The 22,818-nt window shown below is 39.1% G+C and carries 22 protein-coding genes; 17 read left to right on the top strand and 5 right to left on the bottom strand.

Features of this window, described 5'->3' with window-relative positions; all coding sequences use genetic code 11:
* The first annotated feature begins 125 nt into the window (after positions 1–125).
* The 7 genes from ACG916_RS07835 to ACG916_RS07805 all read left to right on the top strand — a co-directional run bounded on the left by ACG916_RS07835 (position 126) and on the right by ACG916_RS07805 (position 9,778).
* Entirely contained in the window at positions 126–1,709 is a 1,584-nt protein-coding gene (locus ACG916_RS07835) for a TerC family protein (protein ID WP_419328017.1), read from the top strand.
* A gap of 182 nt (positions 1,710–1,891) precedes the next feature.
* Complete coding sequence (locus tag ACG916_RS07830; protein ID WP_336953621.1) at positions 1,892–2,359, top strand: YchJ family protein; 468 nt, start codon at positions 1,892–1,894, stop codon at positions 2,357–2,359.
* Positions 2,360–2,420: 61 nt separating this feature from the next.
* Positions 2,421–3,065, top strand: a complete 645-nt coding sequence (locus ACG916_RS07825; protein ID WP_004725253.1) for a trimeric intracellular cation channel family protein — start codon at positions 2,421–2,423, stop codon at positions 3,063–3,065.
* Positions 3,066–3,126: 61 nt separating this feature from the next.
* Positions 3,127–3,630, top strand: a complete 504-nt coding sequence (locus ACG916_RS07820) for a GNAT family N-acetyltransferase (RefSeq protein WP_336953622.1) — start codon at positions 3,127–3,129, stop codon at positions 3,628–3,630.
* A 54-nt stretch (positions 3,631–3,684) separates the two neighbouring features.
* Complete coding sequence (gene niaP, locus ACG916_RS07815) at positions 3,685–5,004, top strand: niacin transporter NiaP (protein WP_419328016.1); 1,320 nt, start codon at positions 3,685–3,687, stop codon at positions 5,002–5,004.
* 731 nt (positions 5,005–5,735) lie between these two features.
* A complete protein-coding gene (parC, locus tag ACG916_RS07810) occupies positions 5,736–7,955 on the top strand; it encodes a DNA topoisomerase IV subunit A (RefSeq protein WP_419328015.1) in 2,220 nt (739 codons plus the stop codon).
* Between the two features lie 149 nt (positions 7,956–8,104).
* Positions 8,105–9,778, top strand: coding sequence for a long-chain-fatty-acid--CoA ligase (locus tag ACG916_RS07805; RefSeq protein ID WP_336953625.1), 1,674 nt, complete (start codon positions 8,105–8,107; stop codon positions 9,776–9,778).
* Between the two features lie 91 nt (positions 9,779–9,869).
* Here the strand turns inward: ACG916_RS07805 and ACG916_RS07800 are convergent, their stop codons facing one another.
* On the bottom strand, positions 9,870–10,256 hold the full coding sequence (locus ACG916_RS07800) for a hypothetical protein (protein ID WP_419328014.1): 387 nt from the start codon (positions 10,254–10,256) through the stop codon (positions 9,870–9,872).
* Positions 10,257–10,362: 106 nt separating this feature from the next.
* Here ACG916_RS07800 and ACG916_RS07795 point away from each other — a divergent pair, with 106 nt between their 5' ends.
* Positions 10,363–10,761, top strand: a complete 399-nt coding sequence (locus ACG916_RS07795; protein WP_419328013.1) for an MAPEG family protein — start codon at positions 10,363–10,365, stop codon at positions 10,759–10,761.
* A 121-nt stretch (positions 10,762–10,882) separates the two neighbouring features.
* Positions 10,883–11,407, top strand: a complete 525-nt coding sequence (gene ppa / locus ACG916_RS07790) for an inorganic diphosphatase (protein WP_151801800.1) — start codon at positions 10,883–10,885, stop codon at positions 11,405–11,407.
* Positions 11,408–11,507: 100 nt separating this feature from the next.
* On the opposite strand, the gene ACG916_RS07785 is transcribed toward ppa, so the two are convergent.
* Positions 11,508–12,833 carry an OprD family outer membrane porin gene (locus ACG916_RS07785; protein ID WP_336953628.1) on the bottom strand — a complete coding sequence of 442 codons (1,326 nt, stop codon included), beginning with the start codon at positions 12,831–12,833 and terminating at the stop codon, positions 11,508–11,510.
* 311 nt (positions 12,834–13,144) lie between these two features.
* Here ACG916_RS07785 and ACG916_RS07780 point away from each other — a divergent pair, with 311 nt between their 5' ends.
* From ACG916_RS07780 to ACG916_RS07770, 3 genes are all read left to right on the top strand, one after another.
* Entirely contained in the window at positions 13,145–13,915 is a 771-nt protein-coding gene (locus ACG916_RS07780) for a TorF family putative porin (protein WP_419330331.1), read from the top strand.
* A 286-nt stretch (positions 13,916–14,201) separates the two neighbouring features.
* Complete coding sequence (locus ACG916_RS07775; protein ID WP_336953630.1) at positions 14,202–14,441, top strand: hypothetical protein; 240 nt, start codon at positions 14,202–14,204, stop codon at positions 14,439–14,441.
* Positions 14,438–15,208, top strand: a complete 771-nt coding sequence (locus ACG916_RS07770) for a TorF family putative porin (RefSeq protein ID WP_419330333.1) — start codon at positions 14,438–14,440, stop codon at positions 15,206–15,208. Before ACG916_RS07775 ends, ACG916_RS07770 begins: the two co-directional genes overlap by 4 nt.
* A gap of 64 nt (positions 15,209–15,272) precedes the next feature.
* Here ACG916_RS07770 and ACG916_RS07765 read toward each other — a convergent pair whose 3' ends face one another.
* From ACG916_RS07765 to ACG916_RS07755, 3 genes are all read right to left on the bottom strand, one after another.
* Positions 15,273–15,782, bottom strand: a complete 510-nt coding sequence (locus tag ACG916_RS07765; protein ID WP_419328010.1) for a GNAT family N-acetyltransferase — start codon at positions 15,780–15,782, stop codon at positions 15,273–15,275.
* A 33-nt stretch (positions 15,783–15,815) separates the two neighbouring features.
* Positions 15,816–17,303, bottom strand: coding sequence for a YifB family Mg chelatase-like AAA ATPase (locus ACG916_RS07760; RefSeq protein ID WP_419328009.1), 1,488 nt, complete (start codon positions 17,301–17,303; stop codon positions 15,816–15,818).
* Positions 17,304–17,374: 71 nt separating this feature from the next.
* Positions 17,375–17,602 carry an accessory factor UbiK family protein gene (locus ACG916_RS07755; RefSeq protein ID WP_419328008.1) on the bottom strand — a complete coding sequence of 76 codons (228 nt, stop codon included), beginning with the start codon at positions 17,600–17,602 and terminating at the stop codon, positions 17,375–17,377.
* 291 nt (positions 17,603–17,893) lie between these two features.
* Here ACG916_RS07755 and glnK point away from each other — a divergent pair, with 291 nt between their 5' ends.
* The 5 genes from glnK (at position 17,894) to ACG916_RS07730 (ending at position 22,763) form a co-directional block, all read left to right on the top strand.
* A complete protein-coding gene (glnK, locus tag ACG916_RS07750; protein WP_004725283.1) occupies positions 17,894–18,232 on the top strand; it encodes a P-II family nitrogen regulator in 339 nt (112 codons plus the stop codon).
* 67 nt (positions 18,233–18,299) lie between these two features.
* The gene (locus ACG916_RS07745) at positions 18,300–19,706 is read left to right on the top strand and encodes an ammonium transporter (RefSeq protein ID WP_419328007.1); all 1,407 of its coding nucleotides are present in this window, start codon (positions 18,300–18,302) and stop codon (positions 19,704–19,706) included.
* A gap of 144 nt (positions 19,707–19,850) precedes the next feature.
* The gene (nrdR, locus tag ACG916_RS07740) at positions 19,851–20,315 is read left to right on the top strand and encodes a transcriptional regulator NrdR (protein WP_004725286.1); all 465 of its coding nucleotides are present in this window, start codon (positions 19,851–19,853) and stop codon (positions 20,313–20,315) included.
* A gap of 34 nt (positions 20,316–20,349) precedes the next feature.
* Positions 20,350–21,462 carry a bifunctional diaminohydroxyphosphoribosylaminopyrimidine deaminase/5-amino-6-(5-phosphoribosylamino)uracil reductase RibD gene (gene ribD / locus ACG916_RS07735; protein ID WP_336953635.1) on the top strand — a complete coding sequence of 371 codons (1,113 nt, stop codon included), beginning with the start codon at positions 20,350–20,352 and terminating at the stop codon, positions 21,460–21,462.
* On the top strand, positions 21,459–22,763 hold the full coding sequence (locus ACG916_RS07730) for a DNA adenine methylase (RefSeq protein WP_419328006.1): 1,305 nt from the start codon (positions 21,459–21,461) through the stop codon (positions 22,761–22,763). Before ribD ends, ACG916_RS07730 begins: the two co-directional genes overlap by 4 nt.
* The last annotated feature ends 55 nt before the right edge of the window (positions 22,764–22,818 follow it).

Raw genomic sequence — 22,818 nt, 5'->3', positions numbered from 1 at the left:
GAAAATGCACAATCTTTAGACAAAATAATAGTTCAAAATACACTAAAGTTTTCTTATCAATTCCAAAATTTACAGTTCTCACATGCTGAAAATAGCTATTGCACATTTTCAATGGAGCAAGATCAATGATACTTGAGTGGATGTCTGATCCTTCTGCATGGATTGGTCTTGCAACTTTAGTTGTTTTAGAAATCGTTTTGGGTATTGATAACCTTGTGTTTATTGCAATTTTGGCAGAAAAACTTCCGCCTGAACAACGTGATAAAGCAAGGATTATTGGGCTTTTACTTGCCCTCTGTATGCGAATGGTGTTACTGGCATCCATTGCATGGGTGGTGACATTAACCGAACCATTATTCCATCTCTTTGAGCATGCTTTTTCTGGGCGTGATTTGATCTTGCTGTTTGGTGGTGTGTTCTTATTGTTCAAAGGCACAATGGAACTACATGAACGCCTTGAAGGTGGTCAGGATCTTAAAGAAGAAAATCCTGTTCATGCTGTATTTTGGATGGTCATTGTCCAAATTGTTGTTTTAGATGCAGTATTCTCCCTCGATAGTGTGATCACCGCTGTGGGAATGGTGAAAGAACTTTCAGTGATGATGATTGCTGTGGTGATTGCTGTAGCTATTATGCTGTGGGCATCAAAAGCCTTGATGGACTTTGTCAATAAGCACCCGACAGTAGTGATTCTATGTCTTGGCTTTTTGATGATGATTGGTTTCTCATTGATCGTTGAAGGTTTTGGTTATCACATTCCAAAAGGTTACTTATATGCAGCGATTGGTTTTTCTGTGCTGATCGAGTTTATGAACCAAACCATGCGTAAAAACCAAGAGAAAATGGTGACAACGACCGACTTGCGTTTCCGTACAGCTTCAGCAGTATTGAAAATGTTAGGCGGAAAAAGTGCCGATAGTCAAAATGGTAAAGCGGATGATGTGATCGCAACACAAGCATTGGCAGATGAAATTTTTGATGATGAAAATGGTGCTTACCATAGTGTTATGGTTCAAGGGGTCTTGGGACTATCAGAACGTCCAGTAAAATCGGTCATGACACCGCGCCCTGAATTAGAATGGTTAGATTTGGATGAAGACGAAGCCAGCATTAAAGAAAATTTGATGGCAATGTCACATTCTCGTTTAATTTTGGCCCATGGTGAATTGGATAATATTGCGGGTATTGTTTTAACCCATAAAGTTTTAAATGATTATATCGAAACGGGTGTTTTAAATTTTGAAAAACACTTACGCGAGCCTGTGATTGTGCATGAAAATGCGCAAGTGTTGATGGTGATGGAACAACTTCGTCAGGCACCTTTACAAATGGCGATTGTATTAAATGAATATGGGTCAATTGAAGGGATTGCAACACCGATTGATGTACTTGAAGCAATCGCTGGGGAGTTCCCCGATGAAGATGAACTAGAAGCTGCTGCGGAAAGTCTTGAAGACGGTTCGTTGATCCTTGAAGGTTCAACTGATATTCGTCATGTTTCTTTGCTGTTAGGTCGTGATTTAGTCGATGAGTCGGAACAATACTCAACCCTTTCTGGTTACATCTTGTTCCATCTCGGACGTTTGCCTGAAAATGGTCAGAAACTTCAAGTTGATGGTTATGAGTTTGAAGTGGTAACGATGGATGGGCATAAGATTGAGAAGGTGCATATTGTAGCATTAACCAAATCTAAAGATGCTGAACCCTAATGGATACCTTCTAAACAAGCCAGTCGAAAGACTGGCTTCTTGCTATTTTATCATTGCGAATAATGATTTAAAACATATCGTTAAAATGATGGCTGAATGGCATTATTCATATTGAAAGAATAGCTTTCGATTTCCAGCTGGGTTGGATTATCATTGAGCCTATTCAGATTTTGAGTATTTTCATGTCCAATCTATCCTGCCCATGTGGTTCAGCGCTTTATGCTGAATGTTGTCAGCCGCTACACTTGGGACAGAACAAAGCCAAGACAGCAGCACAATTGATGCGTTCGCGTTATAGCGCTTTTGCCAAACATGAGATTGATTATATTGTTCAGACCACTGCGCTTGGGCAGCAACAAGCTTTGGATGTTAAAGCGATTTCAGATTGGAGCAAAGCCAATCAATGGCTCAGTCTCGAAGTGGTACAAGCCCAAGAAAAGCTGGATAAAAATCATGCTCAAGTTGAATTTAAAGCACATTTTCATGATGGTCAGCAGGCTCAAATACACCATGAAGTTTCACACTTTGTCCAGCATGATGATGTATGGTATTTCTTAGATCCAACCACAGATCAGCCAATCACCATGAAACAGCCATGTATTTGTGGATCCGCCAAAAAATTTAAGCAATGTTGCGCACAATTTTTATAACTTTTAGTTCGTTTTTGACTTAAAATAGCGCGCATCTTTTCCCATCAGTGGATGAAGGGCAATGTTACTGACGATTATTTATATTATAGCCATTACAGCAGAAGCCATGACTGGAGCGTTGTCCGCAGGACGACGTAGTATGGACTGGTTTGGGGTGATACTGATTGCCTGTGTCACTGCACTCGGTGGCGGTTCTGTGCGAGATGTTTTACTCGGACATTATCCACTGACTTGGGTCAAACATCCTGAATACCTTGTCCTGACGTGCTGTGCTGCCTTTGTCACCATTATTATTGCCAAATGGATGAAGCACTTACATTCCATTTTCTTATTATTGGATGCTTTAGGCTTAATTGGTTTTACCATTATTGGCTGTCAAATTGCCTTGCAAATGGGCCATGGTTTTGTGGTTTCCGCCGTTGCTGGAGTATTAACAGGGGTATCTGGTGGTATTCTACGAGATATTCTGTGTAATGATGTTCCATTGGTATTCCGTCGTGAATTGTATGCGTCGATTTCCTTTGTTGCAGTGATTTTCTATTGGTTCTGTATTGATTTTGGTTTATCGCTTGAAATTACTGTGGTTTCTACTTTAGTTTTTGGTTTTGCATTACGTTGTGTGGCGATTTATTTTGGTTTGGAAATGCCGAAATTTATCTATAAAGATGATGATGAACAATCGGCATCTTCTAAAGATGAGTCCTAATGATGAATGCTTGAAGAGCAACTATTGATTGTGAATTCCTGCATTTAACTTTGAGCTTGGTATGTCATATCGGATTCATCAAAATATTAAACTTGAAAAATTTACAGACATAGATTTTGCTGTGTATTTTGAATTGGTCAAAAATATTAAAGTCATGCAAATGATTACCGAAAGAGCATTAACGCTTGAGGAAGCACATTCAGAATTTAGTAAGATTTTATCTAAGAATGCCTATGATGTGGCATTGGGAAATTATAAAATTCTTGATGCTCAAACACATGAATTTATGGGTTTAGCCAAAATTGAGTTGGATCAACCAATAGCACGAACAGCGGAATTGGGCTATATGCTTTTACCCGAATACTGGGGGAAAGGCATTGCCAGTCAGGTTGTAGCATTTTTAATTGACCATGCAAAAAAACAACCCCATTTAACACATCTCATGGCTATTATTGATCCTGAAAATATACCTTCAAGAAAAATATTGATAAATAATGGTTTCCATTCTAAAGAATTTAAAGATTTTGACGGACTAGCAGGAGAAATTCTCCTGTTAAGTCTTTAAAGTTAGACAGCGTGCCAAAGTTATTTCTGCTTTTACATATTTGTTGAGTGCATTATGGATTTAGTATCACGTGTACAACGCTTACCCATAGGGAAATTTCACTATACCTTACTCTGGGTAATTGGACTGGGCTGGATGTTTGATGCCATGGATACAGGACTCATTTCCTTTATTCTCACCAAAATGGCAGAAGAATGGCAAATGACACCTACTGAAAAAGGTTGGGTGGTCTCCATAGGCTTTGTGGGTATGGCAATTGGTGCTGTATTTTCAGGTGGGTTGGCCGATCGAATTGGTCGTAGAACAGTCTTTGCGATTACCTTAGTGACCTATAGCATTGCAACCGCATTATGTGCTTTTGCGCCGAATCTGACTTGGTTATTGGTATTCCGTTTTATTGTCGGATTAGGGCTGGGTGGCCAACTTCCTGTGGCTGTGACTTTGGTCAGTGAATATATCCCCGCTCAAGTACGTGGTCGATTTATTGTACTTTTAGAAAGTTTCTGGGGACTTGGCTGGCTTGTTGCTGCACTTATTTCTTATTTTGTGATTCCTGAGTATGGTTGGCATATTGCATTTTTGATTGGTGGTTTACCTGCCATTTATGTTTTTATGATTCTCAAAAAAGTGCCAGAGTCTGTTCCCTATCTGATTAATCGTGGACGAATTGAAGAAGCTCATGCATTGGTACAGAAACTGGAACGGCAATGTGGTGTGGAAGTGATTGAAACCATTGAAGTCAAATCTGTTTCAGCAAAACAAACAATTACATTTTCACAACTTTGGTCTGGTAGTTTTGCTCGCCGAACTTTGATGTTGTGGTTGATTTGGTTTGGGATTGTTTATTCTTATTATGGTATTTTTACATGGCTACCAAGTCTGCTGGTCAAGCAGGGTTATACCATTGTGCAGTCATTTGAATATGTACTTGGAATGATTTTGGCACAATTACCGGGTTATGTGGCTGCGGCTTGGTTGGTTGAAAAGCTTGGACGTAAAGCAACCCTCGCTGGTTTTATTGGTCTGTGTGCGCTTTCTGCTTACTTCTTTGGCCAAGCGACCTCAGTCAATATGATTATGTTGTGGGGATGCTTAATGTCGTTCTTTAATTTGGGTGCATGGGGGGTTTTATATACTTATACGCCTGAACAATATCCAACCAATATTCGTGCTTTTGGCTCAGGCTGGGCATCTGCAATCGGTCGTATGGGGGGGATTGTCGCACCGTTGGTGGTGACCCATATGATGGTGGCAAGTGATGGGTTTAGTTCAGTCTTTATGATGTTTACGATTGTACTTTTCGCTGTTGCCGCTGTGGTTTTGATCTTGGGTGAAGAAACCAAAGGTAAGACCTTAGAAGAGATTGGGTTATAGTTGTTTATTGAAATATATAAAAACATAGCGCTAAAAAAATGATAACAAAGAAAAAGTATACAATGGCTGATATAGGGTTAATCTTACCTCTCAGCCATTTTAATTTCTCTAATGTTAAAATTAAAAAAACCAATCATTTATAGAGATATTATCAAATAGATCAGACCAGTATTGAGGGCGGAATAATGAAAAGTAAAATAGGATTAAGCTTTTGTATTGTTTATCTTTTACTTACCGCATTTTGTCTTTATATCGCGTTAGATCCAATGACGGATAACAAAGGAAACTTTGTTTTCTTACAATTACCCATAGGTTTTCAAGTGTCAGCACTTAATGCAATTGGCTTAGGCCCTTTATTCGATCGGCTGTCTTGGACGCAAGCGTACAGTTTTGTAGTTCCTGTTACTTTGCTGCTTCTATATGGGATCGGGTGGTTGTTGAGTTCGAGCACCCATTCTATAAAAACGCGAAATGGGTCACTTCAATAAGTTTCAGCATTTATAAATTTCATTTGAAATAAAGCGCATACCCCAATTTAAAAATAGCAGTTTAAATAAAAGTTGCTCATTTCTTAAAAAATGGATAATTTTACCTCATTAGAAAGATCTTAAGACGCAATTTGTCGTTGTAGGGTACACTTGCACTTGTGTAGTCAGACCCTGCGACTTAGCATAAGAACGTAGATACAAAACATTTATTTAGAACGCACTTATTTAGGATAAAAGGTTGTTATGACAAGCCTTGCGCATCATGCGACAGAAAATCGTTCCGTAGCAGAATTTACTGAACAAGCTTACCTCAACTATGCCATGTACGTGATTATGGATCGTGCATTGCCACACATCAGTGATGGTTTAAAACCTGTACAACGCCGTATCGTTTATGCGATGAGCGAATTGGGATTAAAACCAAGCGGTAAGCCGAAAAAGTCTGCACGTACAGTCGGTGATGTATTGGGTAAATACCATCCGCATGGTGACTCAGCCTGTTATGAGGCCATGGTCTTGATGGCACAGCCATTTAGTTACCGTTACCCATTTATTGAAGGGCAAGGGAACTGGGGTTCGCCTGATGATCCTAAATCATTCGCAGCCATGCGTTATACCGAAGCTAAACTTTCTCCTTATAGTGATTTGTTACTTTCTGAATTAGGTCAAGGGACCTGTGATTGGCAAGATAACTTTGATGGTTCAATGAAAGAGCCAGTCAATTTACCAGCGCGTGTACCAAATATTTTACTCAATGGTACCACTGGTATTGCAGTGGGAATGGCAACGGATATTCCGCCACACAATTTACGTGAAGTGATTAAAGGTACGATTGCTTTAATCCGTAATCCAAACTTAACAGATGAAAAAATTGCAGAATATATTCCTGCACCTGACTTACCGACCAAAGCAGAAATTATTACACCACGTGATGAATTATTAAAAATTCAAATGACTGGACGCGGTAGTTATCGAACCCGTGCAGTATATACTATTGAAAAAAATGAAATTATTATCACTGAGCTACCATATCAAGTTTCTGGCTCGAAAGTCATCACCCAAATTGCTGATCAGATGCAAGCTAAAAAACTGCCATTGGTCAGTGATTTACGCGATGAGTCAGACCATAAAAATCCAACCCGTTTGGTAATTGTATTACGTTCAAACCGCATTGATGCCGATGCAGTAATGAGTCATTTGTTCGCGACAACCGATTTAGAATCGAGTTATCGTGTCAATATGAACATGATTGGTGCAGATGGTCGCCCACAAGTCAAATCAATTCGTAGAATTTTATTAGAATGGATTGAAATTCGTAAGAGTACTGTCACACGTCGTCTGCAATATCATTTGAATAAAATTGAAAAGCGGCTACATATTCTCGGTGGTTTGATCATTGCTTATTTGAACATTGATGAAGTGATCAAGATTATTCGTGAAGAAGATCAGCCTAAACCGGTGTTGATGCTGCGTTTTAATATTGATGAAGTTCAAGCAGAAGCAATTTTAGAGCTCAAGTTACGCCATTTGGCAAAACTTGAAGAAATGGAAATGCGCCGTGAACAAGAAGAACTTGAGGCGAGAGCAGCTGTGATTCGTGAACAACTTGCAAATCCTGAGTCATTAAAATCTTTGATTATCGAAGAGCTCAAAGATGATGCGAAAAAGTTTGGTGATGATCGCCGTTCACCAATTGTACAGCGTGAGGAATCACAAGCAATTAGTGAACAAGATTTAATGCCTGCTGAAGCGGTAACAGTGATCCTTTCTGAAGCGGGTTGGGTTCGTGCAGCAAAAGGTCATGATATTGATATTGAAAAATTAAGCTTCCGGGCTGGTGACCGGTACCTAAGTTCAGCACAAGGTAAGTCTAACCAGAAAGTATATATTTTAGATGAAAAAGGACGAAGTTACGCTTTGGCCATTAATAGTTTGCCATCGGCTCGTGGTTTAGGAGAACCGTTGAGTTCAAAACTTTCTCCTGCCAATGGTGTGGGCTTTATGCAAGTTCTCATTGAAAATGAAGAAAAGGAAATAGTTGCTGTAAGTTCAAAGGGTTATGGCTTTAAATCACACGCTAAACAATTGGATACAAACGCTAAAGCGGGTAAAACATTCCTGACCGTTGCTGAAAATGCGACAGTAATGCCAATCGAAGTCATTGAAAATCATACTCATTTGGCTATACTCAGTTCAGCAGGACGCCTACTTTTAATTGAGTTATCAGAGTTGCCAACGCTCAATAAAGGTAAAGGAAATAAGTTGATACAACTTGAAACCAAAGAGTCTATTCAGTTTATGTTAACTTTGAATTTAGATGAGGTAATACAAGTGCTTGCAGGGCAGCAACAATTAAAATTAAAAGGGGATGATTTGCAGAAATATATCGGTAAACGCGCCTCAAAAGGTCAATTGTTACCGCGTGGATATCAAAAAGCAAATAAACTGTTGATTCAAAGATAAAACTAGCATCCTGGGATTGAAATACGTTATATATGCAAAGTGTTCGTGAAAATGGATGCAATATTGAGCACAAAGAAGCCAAAAAATTATGTTCAATATTGAGAAAAACAGTTTAAAACTAAGGATTACTGATTGGAGATTATGGCATTATGGAAAAAATTTGGTTCACTGAATATCAAAAGACTGGAATTCCAGAAACAGTAGAATTGCCACAGGAAAATAGCTCTCTTATTGATATTTTTGAGCGTAATTTCCAAAAGTTTGGTTCACGTGATGCCTTTATCTTCATGGATAAAGTGATGTCATTCAGTGACCTTGAATTGGCAAGCCGTAAATTTGCAACGTATCTGCAAAGCTTAGGTTTGGCAAAAGGTTCACGTGTTGCTGTGATGATGCCTAACGTCCTTCAGTATCCAGTTGTCGCTTTAGGTGTATTCCGTGCAGGTTTGGTACTTGTGAATGTGAATCCACTTTATACAGCACGAGAATTAGAACACCAACTTAATGATTCAGGTGCTGAAGCATTGGTCATTGTTGAAAACTTTGCGACTGTTTATCAAGCGATTATTGGCAAAACACCTGTAAAACATGTTGTTGTTGCATCCGTTGGCGATATGTTGGGTACTTTAAAAGGTACTTTGGTGAATTTTGTTTTACGTAAAGTGCGTAAACAAATTCCAGACTGGAATATTCCAGGACATATTAAGTTTAATGCAGCATTGGCAAAAGTAAGCCCAAGCAATTATAAACGTCCAACCATGACCCTCAGTGATACTGCTGTACTTCAATACACAGGTGGTACTACGGGTGTTTCCAAAGGGGCGGAGCTGACGCACCGTAACTTAGTTGCAAACTTGTTGCAATGTGATGGTATTTTCCAAAGTAAATTTGGTCAAGGTGATGGTGCGAAAGACGATCGTATCTTCTGTGCTTTACCGCTTTATCACATCTTCGCATTCATGGTGTGTGCGATGTATGGTATGTATAAAGGTCAGGCAAATATTCTGATTCCAAATCCACGTGATTTACCAGCGGTGATTAAAGAATTACGTAAATACCAACCGGGTTTCTTCCCTGCGGTAAATACCTTGTTCAATGCACTGGTACATAATGAAGAATTTAGACAGCTTGACTTCAGTAAGTTAAAAATGGCGATGGGCGGCGGTATGGCCGTGTTACCGTCAACTGCTGAAGAATGGAAAAAAGTTACTGGAACCATCATTATTGAAGGTTATGGGTTATCTGAAACTTCTCCAGTCGCAACTGCGAACCCGCCTGCAACGACTGAGTTTAGTGGCACAATTGGTATTCCGTTACCATTGACTGATGTCGCAATTTTAGATGATGATGGCAATCATTTGTCACAAGGTGAGCAGGGTGAAATTTCGATTCGTGGTCCTCAAGTGATGAAAGGTTATTGGAATCGTCCAGATGAAACTGAAAAAGTTATGACAGCTGACGGTTATTTCCGTACAGGTGATATTGGTTTCATGGACACACGTGGTTATTTTAAAATTGTAGATCGTAAGAAAGATATGATTTTAGTATCTGGCTTTAACGTTTATCCTTCTGAAATTGAAGAAGTGATAGCTCAACATCCGAAAGTTCTTGAAGTGGCAGCAATTGGTGTACCTGATGAAAAATCTGGTGAAGTGCCAAAATTATTTGTGGTGAAAAAAGATCCATCTTTAACCACAGAAGAAGTGCTCGAATATGCAAAAGAAAACTTAACAGGGTATAAACGCCCGCGTTATGTTGAGTTTATGGATGATTTACCAAAATCTAATGTAGGTAAAATTCTCCGTAAAGATTTACGTAAGTAATTGAAAAATTAAACATAAAAAAGCGCCAATCGTGGTGCTTTTTTATGTTCTATCGAAAATAATAGCTAGGTATATTTGTTCAATTCAAAATCTAATTTTTATGAGAACGAATATACCAACCATCGATATAGGGGCGGCTTAAGCCAACAATCCCTGTAAATGTCAGCATGGTTCCCATTTGACGACCTAGTGCTGAGGGGTTAATACTGCCATAGCTAAAATAGATATCAATTAAACAGTACACGATAATAATGGCTAACCAAAAATATAGATTCATACGCTTTATGCCGACGGCAAAAAAGGCCGCCACCAGAACGACGAGCGTTCCCAAGGTAGATTGCCAATTATAATTTGCACAAATCACGCATAATAGAAAAGCCAAAATTGGCAATACAATTTTAAGAATACGATCAATCTCAGCTTGTTGATGGCGCTGCTTTTCTAAAACCTCAAACAATTCATTTTGATCTGGTTGCACGTTATTGTCCTCACTACACAATTTTGCAAAACTCTGCATTTAACAAAAAATATTCTGTTCATGCCATGCTATGATAACTCGCATTAACACTTCATGAGAAAAAATCATGTCTGGGATAGATGGCATCATATATTTAATTCTAATTGCCTGTTTACTTCCTTATGTTTTTACCATTATTGCGAAAGCATCTGGTGGCTTTAAAGCTGCTGATAATCAGAATCCGCGTGAATTTTTAGCAAAAACCACGGGTTTAGCTGCACGTGCCAATGCAGTACAGCAGAATAGTTTTGAGAGCCTACCTTTATTTATTGCTGCGATTTTGATGGCTGAATACATGGTGGTCTCACAACATTTGATTATGATGTTAGGGATCGCCTATATTGTTTTACGCATTATTTATGGGATTTGCTATCTTGCTAATATTTCAGCACTACGGACCATCATTTGGGCTTTGTCCTTAGCTTGCCCAATTATTTTATTGTTATTGGTTATTCGAATGGTCTAAGTAGTTTTCGATAAAATTCATTCATTTTGATGATGCAAAATGTATAATCCGCATCTGTTTGCGCAATTTAGCGTTATAATCGACAAGATTTTAAATAAGACCTCACTTGAAAGAGTATCCTATGAGCTATAGCAATATTCCTGCTGGTAAAGATGCACCAAATGACATCTATGTAATTATCGAAATCCCAGCAAATGCTGCACCGATTAAATATGAAGTAGATAAAGATTCAGACGCTTTATTTGTAGATCGTTTCATGGGTACAGCGATGTTCTACCCAGCGAACTATGGTTATGTACCAAATACTTTGTCTGAAGATGGTGACCCATTAGACGTATTGGTTGTAACTCCACACCCATTGGTACATGGTTCAGTGATTCGTTGTCGTCCTGTTGGTAAATTAAATATGGAAGATGATGGTGGTATTGATGCGAAGCTTATCGCAGTTCCACATGACAAATTGACTCCACTTTATAAAGATGTGAAAGAATATTCAGATCTTCCAGCTTTGTTAATTAACCAAATTGAGCATTTCTTTGCACATTATAAAGATTTAGAGCCTGGTAAATGGGTTAAATTGACAGGTTGGGAAGGTTCAGAAGTTGCAAAAGCTGAAGTATTGAAAGCAATTGAAGCTGCGAAATAATCCTGATTTAAGCGAAGTTTAAAGATAAAATAATCTTTAAACCCATAAAAAACCTGCATTATTAAATGCAGGTTTTTTGTTTCTTTGGATTTATTCTAAATTAGAAAAATTTCACAGGAATATCTAAGAAAATACGCCATTCATTGGTATCACCAATGTAGACAGGATTATACGCTTCACTTGCACGGTAGTAAGAGTGACGTAGACGTAAGCTCGCATCTTTTGCAAAACCACTTTGCATGGTGTATTTCACCTGATTAAAGAATTCACGTTCTTGTGCATCATCAGTGACATTGCGGACTTTAATATCCCAACCATACACAAATGCTGTGGTCCAATTTAAGCCAGGAACACCATAATTGCTAAAATCTAGGTTGTATTGAACTTGAGCTGATTTTTCATGATTACCAATAAAATCAGACATATAAGAGTTTGGTAGATAAATACTTTGGAAACCATCAGCATTTTGACCATAGTCATAACCGACATCACCTGTATTTTGTTGATAAGCCAACATAACAGTATGTGGACCTTGGTTATAAGTAGAAGACAATGCCCAAATATTATTGGTTTTTTCTACGCCTGCTTTACCTGTGCTTGAGTAATCAACATCGACAGGACCAGTTGCAGAATAGGTGTTGGCATTTTTATCAAACTTGGTGTGATAACCACTGAAATCAAAAGTTAAAGAACTTTGATTTGCTAATGGGTATTTATAATTGGCATTAATATAATGACGTTCTAAGGCATTTTTAGAGTCTAAACCATAATAAGATGCAGTAAGCTGGTCATCAAATTTGTATTTGGCACCCCAAACAATCGCATCATCCAATTTATTACCATCTGTTTTGATCTGATCAGACATTTGGTCTTTGGTGAATTTACCCGCAACTAGTTCTAAATTTTTAATTTCATGGCTGGTTAATAATGTCCCTGTGAAATATTCAGGGACAAGACGTGTTGTATTACTTGCAAGTACAGGGAGGTCTAAAACTTGAGTACCATAACGTACAGTCGTATTTGAGAAACGAGCTTTTACATTTGCTCCACCACGTGCCCAATGATCATATGGATCAACTCGTCCATTTGCATCTCTTGCACCATTATTTTTGAGTGCAATCATGTTATTGCCAGCATGGTTGTTTGGACCGATTTTAAAAGAACCATCGCCAACCACACCAACACCGAAACCGACGATACCTTGAGTGAAGCCTGAATCTAAGTCGACAATTGCAGTTTGTGCAAATGAGCTTTGATCGTCAATACCATGTTTTTTATCACGAAGGATATAGCCTGTACGAAACAATACAGAACCTTTGGCATCTTCAACGAACCCTTTTGCATCACTTTGTTCGCTAGCAAATGTAGGGGATATTAGAACCGCGTTAATTAATACAGCTAAAGTAAGTTTTGGAGCATTCAACATGAATTGCCTCGTGAACGAGAATAGATTGCACTGACTGATCGAATTCAGAACAGATTGTGGATGAATTGTATATTTAATCTATAAAAAGGGAATCTCTTTTGCTTAAAAATATTACATTTCTGTAATCTTTTACACAATATTAATTTCTTTTCTTATGAAAAAAATTTCTAAAGAGTTATTAAAATACTAATTTTGTGTGAAATATGAAATAAATTGGAAAATATGCTGAATTTATCTCCATGTTTTTTACCAAAAATTTAAAAACACAGTAAAATTCGCTTTTATTTTTATACTCCCACCCATTTGTTATCATGAATTCACTTATTTCTAAACTATTATGGGCAATCCCTATCTGTATAGCGTCGTGCCCAGCATTTGCTCAACAAGCAAATGTTTTGGTTAAAAATGGCATGATTTCTGGAAATGTGGGATTGGTATCTAAGTATATCTATCGAGGAGGAATTGAAAATGATGATGTCGCTGTTCAAGGTGGTTTAAGTTATGCACATAAAAGTGGCATCACGTTTGGCTATTGGGGTTCTACACTGAGCTATAATCCTACAGATGTTATGCAAGATCATGGTTTTGAAAATAATTTTTATTTGGCTTATGCTCAGGAAGTTGCGCAAAATTGGAGCTATAACTTAAGAACCACCGCATATGTTTATCATAAAGGCGGTACTATTTATGCAGATCAAGCAGATCATCGTAAAACTACATATACAGATCTATCTGCTGAACTGAGTTATAAAAATTTAACCGCAGGTGCTTCAGTGATGTTGGCTGATGCATCCTCTGCCAATGCTGGTGATATTTATCTAAGCATTGCGTATCGTCATGCTTTGGCTCAAGATTTTATTTTTAACACTTCTATTGGTGCATCTCTTTATAACAGTCATCGTGATGACAGTATTGTGCAGACAGAACAGGATTTCACATTGAGCGAAATGCGCTTGGGGCTTAGTAAAACCATTGCCAATACAGGTGTTACTGCTTCATTAGACTATGTGATCGGTGGTAAAGATCGTTTGGGTGAAGGTTATAAGGACAATATGTTATTTGGTTTGGCTTATAGTTTTTAAGATTAACTTATAGTTTTTAATAAGAAGAATATGCCTGAGAATTAGCCTTCCTTATTTTATCAAAGTGTATGACCGAAGATAAGGAATGCACTTTTTTTAGGCGTTTTTAAAACTGTGTGCTTTTTTTGAGCAAAAGAACAATATGCACCATTACAATAAACTGATATGAAAAGCATAAAGTAATATTTATACGTTTTTTATGACAACAATAAAGCACCTTATAGAAAATTTACGCTCAGATTTTTCATACTATTTTGCATTAAAACCATGCTTAAAGTAGGTCAATATGAATCAGCTCCATCAAGTGATGCTTGAAATAGCATATGTTCAACAGCTGAAGAATAAAAAAAATTATCCACAATATTTTAATTCTAAAACATTGATTATAAAAATATTAATATGTATTTCTGAATTTTATAAAAAGCTTGAGTTTCATTTTGGCATGGCAATTGCTAATTGCTTAGGGAGTTCATCAAATTTTAGCATAACAAATAAACATCGTATGATGGGGGAGCACTCAAGATGAAATTCTCAACTAAAGCACTAACATTGGCAGTTCTATCGTCTACAGCAACAATGGCAATGGCGGAAGACAACGCACTGTCAAAATTAGGTTTAAGCTTTGCAGGTAGTGCTGCCGTAACGAGTGACTATCGTTTCCGCGGTATGACTCAAACATTAAGCGACCCAGCAGTACAAGCGGGTTTTACCTTATCGCATAGTTCTGGTTTATATGCGGGTCTTTGGGGTTCAAATGTGAATTTTGGTTCATCTGATCCACATTTAGAATTAGATCCTTCTATTGGTTATACAACAGCCTTGGCGCTATCTCCAACCTTTAAACCAACTTTGGATGTTGGTGTTGTTGAATATAATTATCCAAGTGCAAGCAGTGATTTTAACTGGACTGAGTTTTATGCAAAATTAATATTTGCAGACGTCTTGATTAAAGGCAGTAGTCTATTGACCAATGTGAACTATACCAATGACTGGGCAGCAGTCGGTGGCAACAGTTGGAATTTTAACGTTGGCTATTCAGCTCCATTTGGTGATATTGGTTTCGGTGGGCTTGCTAATGTTGGCTATACTACAATGGATGAAAAAGCATTACCTGATGGTAAAGACAATTATGTCGACTGGAAAGTTGGGGTGAATTATGCGGTTAAATCTATTCCTGGGGTAACTGCGGAACTTGCTGCAGTCGGAACCAATATTGATACTGATGGATTCACTAATTCTGTGAAACGTGGTGTTGAAACAGGTGCCGTGTTTACTTTAACTAAAGCTTTCTAAGAGCAAATTAAAATAAATAAAGGTGACCATGAGTCACCTTTATTTTTTGCGATTTTGAAATCAGTTAGGCTTTCACTTCAAATGCTGGATGATATTTTACCGTTCCATGTGGAATGCTTTGGTTAAAAGCAAGGACTTGAAAATATTCAGCAGGCACATCGTCAAGAATCAAACTGGCGTGTGGCTGAAAGCCAAATTTGGAATAATAGGCAGGATCTCCAAGCACAACACATCCTGCTGCATTGAGTTGTTGTAACTGCTGTAATGCGTGTTGGATTAAAGCTTTACCAACACCTTGTTGTTGATATTCTGGTGCAACTGAAATTGGGCCTAAGCCATACCAATGTTGTGCGCCAGAAGAAATTTCAACAGGTGAAATCGCCACATGCCCAATAATCTGTCGATCCAATTCAGCAACAACTGAAATAGTTAATTGATTTGCATCCCTGAGTGCATTGACGATCAAGTGTTCAGTATGGTCGGTATGCGTTGCATTTAGAAAAGCCAGTTGAGTGAGATTGAAAATATTTTCAATGTCTTCTGCATGTTCGTTGCGTAGGCTTAAATTTAGCATGCTATATATTTTCTAAATGTCATAGGTTAGATTCTAAGATTGAGTTCCACGATATGACAAGGCTTCAGTTAAATGCGCACTTTGGATTTGCTCACTTTGAGCCAAATCTGCAATAGTCCTTGAGACACGTAAAATACGATGATACGCCCGTGCAGATAAATTTAAACGTTGTTGTGCCATTTCGAGCATTTGCTTGGATTTTTCATCTAAAACCGCATATTTTTCTAAGTCTTTTGGCGATAAGCTGTGATTTAAATGACCTTGTCTTTTGATTTGGAAGTCAAAAGCATCAATCACCCGTTCTCGTACTGTAGTAGAATCTTCTACAGGTGTCTGATCTTGTAGCTCTTGTGCCTTTAATGGTGGCACATCGATATGTAAATCAATACGATCTAATAATGGACCTGAGATTCTATTTTGATAGCGTTTAATTGCTTCAGCAGAACACTGGCATCGACTGTCCTGATTAAAAGCATAACCACAAGGACAGGGATTCATTGCTGCAATCAATTGAAAGTTTGCAGGAAATGTAATTTGGCGTGATGCTCTAGAAATAACGATTTCTTTAGATTCAAGTGGTTGTCTTAAAACTTCGAGTACTTTTTTATCAAACTCAGGCAACTCATCTAAAAATAGCACACCTAAATGCGCCAGGGTAATCTCTCCTGGTTTTGGATTTGAACCACCACCGACGAGGGCGATCGCTGATGCAGTATGGTGAGGGGCGCGAAATGGACGTTGTCCAAAATGATGTTTTGCCTTTGCAATTGAATAAATACTGGCAACCTCAAGATTTTCTTGTGGATTTAAGGCTGGCAAAATACTCGGTAAGCGAGAAGCTAAAAGGGTTTTACCGGTACCTGGCGGGCCTTTAAATAAAATAGAATGTCCACCTGCGGCTGAGATTTCTAAAGCACGCCGTGGGCGTAATTGCCCTTTAACATCCGATAAATCAAATTTGTAGGCATTATTTTGCTGTATTTTTTGTGTAGCAGTGACCTCAATTTTGTGTAGATTTAAGAAATGCTCACATACCTGTTTTAAGTGCTGAGCAGCAAAAACTTGAAATTCAGGCAATTGCGCTGCTTCAGCGGCATTTTCCTGTGGCAGCATCAATTGATGTTTGGCCATCTGACATGCCATCGCAATAGTTAAGGTCCCTGTGATTGGTCTTAAGTGTCCATCTAGTGCTAATTCACCAATAAACTCAAAATGATCTGTGACATTTTCAGGAAGTTGTCCCGTGGCAATTAAGATACCCAGTGCAATGGGCAGATCTAGACGAGAGCCATCTTTGGGAAGGTCCGCAGGTGCGAGATTGATGGTCAAGCGCTTGGTTGGGAATTGATAGCCACTGTTAATGATGGCTGATCGAACGCGATCCTTACTTTCACGAACTGCTGCTTCAGCTAAGCCAACAATTGTTAAAGAAGGAAGCCCTGCACTAACATGGACCTCAACTTCAATTAAAGGTGCATGCAGCCCGAGCAAGCCTCGGGTATAAATTTTGGCTAAAGACATTGTTGTTTTCCACTGGTGCTTTATTTTTAATCATTATTATATTTTTTGCACCAACAAAGTGCAAATTTAGTTTATTTTTTATCCTGAATCAGCACCTCAAGTGCTTTGACCTTTTCTTGTAAATCGGTCAATCGTAAATTGGCATTATTTAGTGCAGTCTTTTGGCGTTCAATTTCGTCTTTTGAAACGATATCCATTTTAGAAATGGCTTCGTTTAGCAAAGCGCGCAAATTATGTTCTATATCTTTTTTAGGCTGATCGACCTGTTCTAAAATTGCTTGTAATAATGTTTCAATCATGAGGAATCCAAATTAGTAATGCTCTTCGCCTAGTGTAACATCGCGTATTCATTTTATTTAAGTAATTTTTTATCCGCTGCTTAAAGCATAATGTCTCCTATAATTTAGCAATGAAATCTAAAAAAACACGCAATATTATGTGTTTTTTAAAGTTGCAACTTCACCTAAGTATATACAATAGGTTATAAAGGCAATGCATGTTGATTGAATTAATCACCCCAACCATTAATAAGATTGGCATGAAAATTGAACATAAAACCTTACTGGTGAAATAAGCCGAAGGAAAACAATATGAAGCTCGTAACTGCAATTGTAAAACCGTTTAAATTAGATGACGTGCGTGAAGCACTGTCTGATATAGGCGTTCAAGGGATTACCGTAACTGAAGTTAAAGGTTTTGGTCGTCAAAAGGGGCATACTGAACTTTATCGTGGCGCTGAGTATGTTGTTGATTTTCTGCCTAAAGTGAAAATCGAAATCGCAATCAGTGATGACATGGTAGATTCAGTGATTGAATCTATTACACGCGTTGCTAGCACTGGCAAAATTGGTGATGGAAAAATTTTCGTGACTAATTTAGAGCAAGTAATTCGTATTCGTACAGGTGAAACAGGTCCAGACGCTGTTTAATTTGGCACGAAGATTGCTGGTTATGTATATCAATACATAACTCACAAAATTAGGTTGGGGGATACGAATGAAAAAAATGCTATTAGCGCTCAGCCTGTCTGGCGCACTTCTTGGCGGATCAGTTGCGTGGGCAGAAGAAAACGTAGCTGAGCCTGCATCTACAGCTGTTGCAACGGCAAGTGATGTGACTGCAACAGTCGCCGATACATCGGCAACCGTTGCGCCTGAAACGGTGACTGCCACAGCTGCGCCAGCAGCAGAAGTAGAAAAACCAACTTTAAATACAGGTGATACAGCGTGGATTCTTGTATCTACAGCACTTGTATTGCTGATGACAATTCCCGGTTTAGCATTATTCTACGGCGGTATGGTGCGTAAGAAAAATGTGCTTGCTACTATGGCGCAAAGCTTTACTGCTGCAGCAGTGGTCAGCATCGTATGGGTGGTCATTGGTTATTCACTTGCATTTGGTTCTGGTAATGCTTTTATTGGTGGTTTCGATAAAATCATGTTATCTGGGATTACAACAGATGCGCTGAGTGGCACAATTCCAGAAATTCTTTTCGTTATTTTCCAAATGACTTTTGCGATCATTACCGTTGCCATCATCAGTGGTTCTGTGGCTGATCGTATGAAATTTAGTGCTTGGATCACGTTCATTACAATTTGGGTCATTATTGTTTATGCACCAATTGCTCACTGGGTATGGGGCGGTGGCTGGTTAATGAATGATGGTGCGCTTGATTTCGCGGGTGGTACTGTTGTTCATATTAACTCTGGTGTTGCAGGTTTAGTTGCTGCGTATTTGCTGGGTAAACGTATGGGCTTGGGCAAAGAATCTATGGCGCCACACAACTTAACCTTAACTGTATTGGGTGCAAGCTTGGTATGGGTCGGTTGGTTTGGTTTCAATGGTGGTTCTGCTTTGGGTGCAAATGGTTCAGCAGCGTATGCTTTAGTAACGACTCAAATTGCAGCAGCAGCTGCAGCAATTGCTTGGTTAGTGGTTGAAAAAATTGTTCGTGGTAAAGGTTCAGTATTGGGTGCAGCATCGGGTGCAGTTGCTGGTCTGGTTGTGATTACGCCAGCGGCAGGTTTTGTGACTGTAAGTGGTGCGTTGATCATGGGCTTAATCGGTGGTGTAGTATGCTTCTGGGGGATCTCTGGTCTTAAACGTATCCTTAAAGCAGACGACTCATTGGATGCGTTTGGTTTACACGGTGTAGGCGGTATTGTTGGTGCGATTTTAACAGCTGTATTTGCAAGCTCATTCATTATGGGTGATAAAGCACCAACGGATGTAATGCATCAATTATGGGTGCAAGTTGAAGGTGTGTTAGCAACCATCGCATACTCAGCAATTGTGACTTTTATCTTGCTTAAAATCATCGATGTTGTGATTGGGATCCGTGTTGAATCTGATGATGAACGTATGGGGCTCGATTTAAGCCAACATGGCGAACGTATCGAATAATTAATAAGATCTGAATAATAACTATATATAGTATAAAACAGTCCGTAAGGGCTGTTTTTTTTCCATATCTTGCGAAAGGCTCAACAAAATCAGGTTTTTTTGCTACACTAGCTGAAATCATGAATTTTGTTCAATAAAACCACTATGCACTGTCCATTTTGCAATGCTGCAGATAGTAAAGTAATCGACTCTCGTTTGGCTGCTGAAGGTAGCCAGATTCGTCGACGTCGTGAATGTATCAGCTGTGGCGAACGTTTTACGACATTTGAGAGTTATGAGGTGGTGATGCCACGTGTGACCAAGTCAGATGGTAAAAATGAACCATTTGATGAAGCAAAATTACGACGTTCTTTAATGCACGCCTTACAAAAAAGACCTGTGACTCAAGAACAGATTGAAACCGTCATTAGTGATATTCAATTACAAATTCGCCGTTTGGGTGAACGTGATGTACGTTCACGCACCATTGGTGAAATCGTCATGAAATCTTTGTTTGCATTGGATCATGTGGCTTATGTGCGTTTTGCATCGGTGTATCAGGATTTCCAAGATATCGATGCTTTTCGTCATCAAATTGAACAAATGCAAGATCGTGGGCAAGACCACTAATTTTATTTTTTGAACGTTATTGATTAGGAATTTTATGTCTGAGTTTGATTCAAACTCTAAACCCGAAGATTGTTTAAACATAGATCAGGTTTGGATGCAGAAAGCAATTGAGCTTGCGAAGCTTGGACAATATTCCACACGACCAAACCCGAACGTCGGTTGTGTCATTGTAAAAGATGGACAATGGGTGGGAGAGGGTTATCATCCTCGAGCTGGGCAACCACACGCAGAAGTTTTTGCAATGCGTCAAGCAGGCGAGTCTGCGAAAGGTGCAACTGCTTATGTTACATTGGAACCTTGTGCGCATTATGGCCGTACACCACCTTGTGCCAAAGGGCTGGTTGAAGCGGGTGTAAGTAAGGTTGTTGTTGCATGTGCTGATCCAAATCCTTTGGTGGCTGGTAAAGGTGTTGATATCTTACGTCAGGCAGGGATTAAGGTTGAAACAGGTATCTGTGAGCAACAAGCGGCACAACTCAATAAAGGCTTTTTAAAGGCAATGGCAACAGGGTTGCCTTATGTTCGTTTAAAAGTTGCTTCCAGTTTAGATGGCCGTACTGCAATGGCATCTGGTGAGTCTAAATGGATTACTGGGGCCGAATCACGTCAAGATGTTCAGCATTGGCGGGCCATTTCAGGTGCAGTGATTACTGGGATTGATACTATTTTGGCAGATGACCCACAATTAAATGTACGTTCATTGGGCGATATTGATATTGCAAAGATTGTACAGCCTAAGCGCGTGATTTTAGACCGACAAGGTCGCTTGCCACTCAATGCTCAAATTCTTAACACACCTGAAACAGTGGTGGTCATGGGGCCATTTCGTCAAGAACTTGCTAAGCTGGGCGTGGTACAATTAGAAGTTCAATCTTTAAAAGATTTGCTTGCTACTTTAAAAGATTTCCAAATTTACGATGTGTTGGTTGAAGCTGGTGCGACATTATCCACTGCATTTTTGCAGGGAAATCTGGTGGATGAATTAATCAGTTATGTTGCCCCGACCTTTTTAGGACAATCAGCACGTGCTATGTTCAATGCCGAATTTGAAACGATGGCACAACAATTACGTTTTAAGTTACAAGATGTTCATCAGTTTGGTGATGACATTCGCTTAAGACTTATCCCTTCACAAGAGTCAGTATGAATCCAGAGTCAACATCATCGGTTTACCATAAACGTCGTCATGCTGCGCGTACAACAGATGAATATCTTTTTCATCAGTTAGTTCCCTATTTAGGAAACAAACGCCGTTTGTTGCATCTGATTCTTGAAGCGCTTGAAATCACAGGAACTTTGAATCCTAAGGGTAAACGCGCCCCAATTTTTGCCGATTTTTTTGCTGGCAGTGGTGTGGTTTCGCGCTTAGCTCGTCAAAATGGCTATAGGGTGATTGCCAATGACTGGGAACCTTATAGTCATGCATTAAATCATGCCATTTTGGCATGCACAGATGCACCTGCATTTAAAGAATTGGGTGGGTATCAGAAAGCCATCGATTATTTAAACCGCTTGCCTGAAGTGAAAGGATGGGTTACCCATAACCTTTGTCCGCGCAATGATGAAATTTATGACCCTGCACGAGACCGTTTATTTTTTAAACGCCGCAATGGGATGCGCATAGATGCAATTCGCCAGCAAATAGCTACTTGGCAAGCACAGGGTGCAATTGACGATGTAGAAATGAGTGCGTTATTGGCACCTTTGCTCTATTCGGCAAGTTTTGTCAGCAATACCAGCGGTGTATTTAAAAGCTTCCATCATGGTTGGGGTGGAAAAACCCAAACTGCGTTAGAACGTATTGAATCTTTATTATGGCTAACACCCAGCCGCTTTAGTGAAGTAGGACATAATCAACAGAAAACCCCTATGGCAGAAGTGTGGTGTGTGGATGCACAGCATTTGGCGAATCAGATGAGTGGTTTTGAAGTTGATGTGGCTTATCTAGATCCACCGTATAACCAACATGCCTATAGTAGCAATTATCATGTGCTCAACTCGCTAACACTTTGGGATCAAACTGATTTACCTACACCGGATACAAAAGGTTTTAAAAGCGGGATTGACCGTGCATGGCGTAAAGAACGTCCAAGTCCTTATAACTCCTCTAAGTATGCACAAGAAGCCTATGAGAATTTACTGGAAACCATTAATGCGCGTTATATTCTCACCAGTTACTCCACTGATGGCAATATTGAAGCCAAAGACTTATTGGCAGCTAATCTGAAACGTGGCAAAGTCACCTTATTGACTCAGGATGTGCCTCGCTATCGTGTCAGTAAACAACGTCAGTCTGAGCGCGCACGTGTTCTTGAGTTTATTGTGATCACCGATACTCATTCCAAGTCCGGACCACCATTGCGTCAGCTGTTGGGTCAACTCTATCATTTTGCAGAATTGGGTGGTGTGGATACATCAGGTGTCAGTACGCAATTGGCCTTATGGTAACAACTCGCCTTTGCCTTTAAAATATGTAGCAAGTGCAAAATAAACAAGATTGAAC

This window comes from Acinetobacter legionensis (assembly GCF_048552295.1).
Classification (GTDB): domain Bacteria; phylum Pseudomonadota; class Gammaproteobacteria; order Pseudomonadales; family Moraxellaceae; genus Acinetobacter.
Note: the sequence above shows the minus strand (reverse complement) of the source record. Positions and strands in the feature narration are given on the sequence as shown.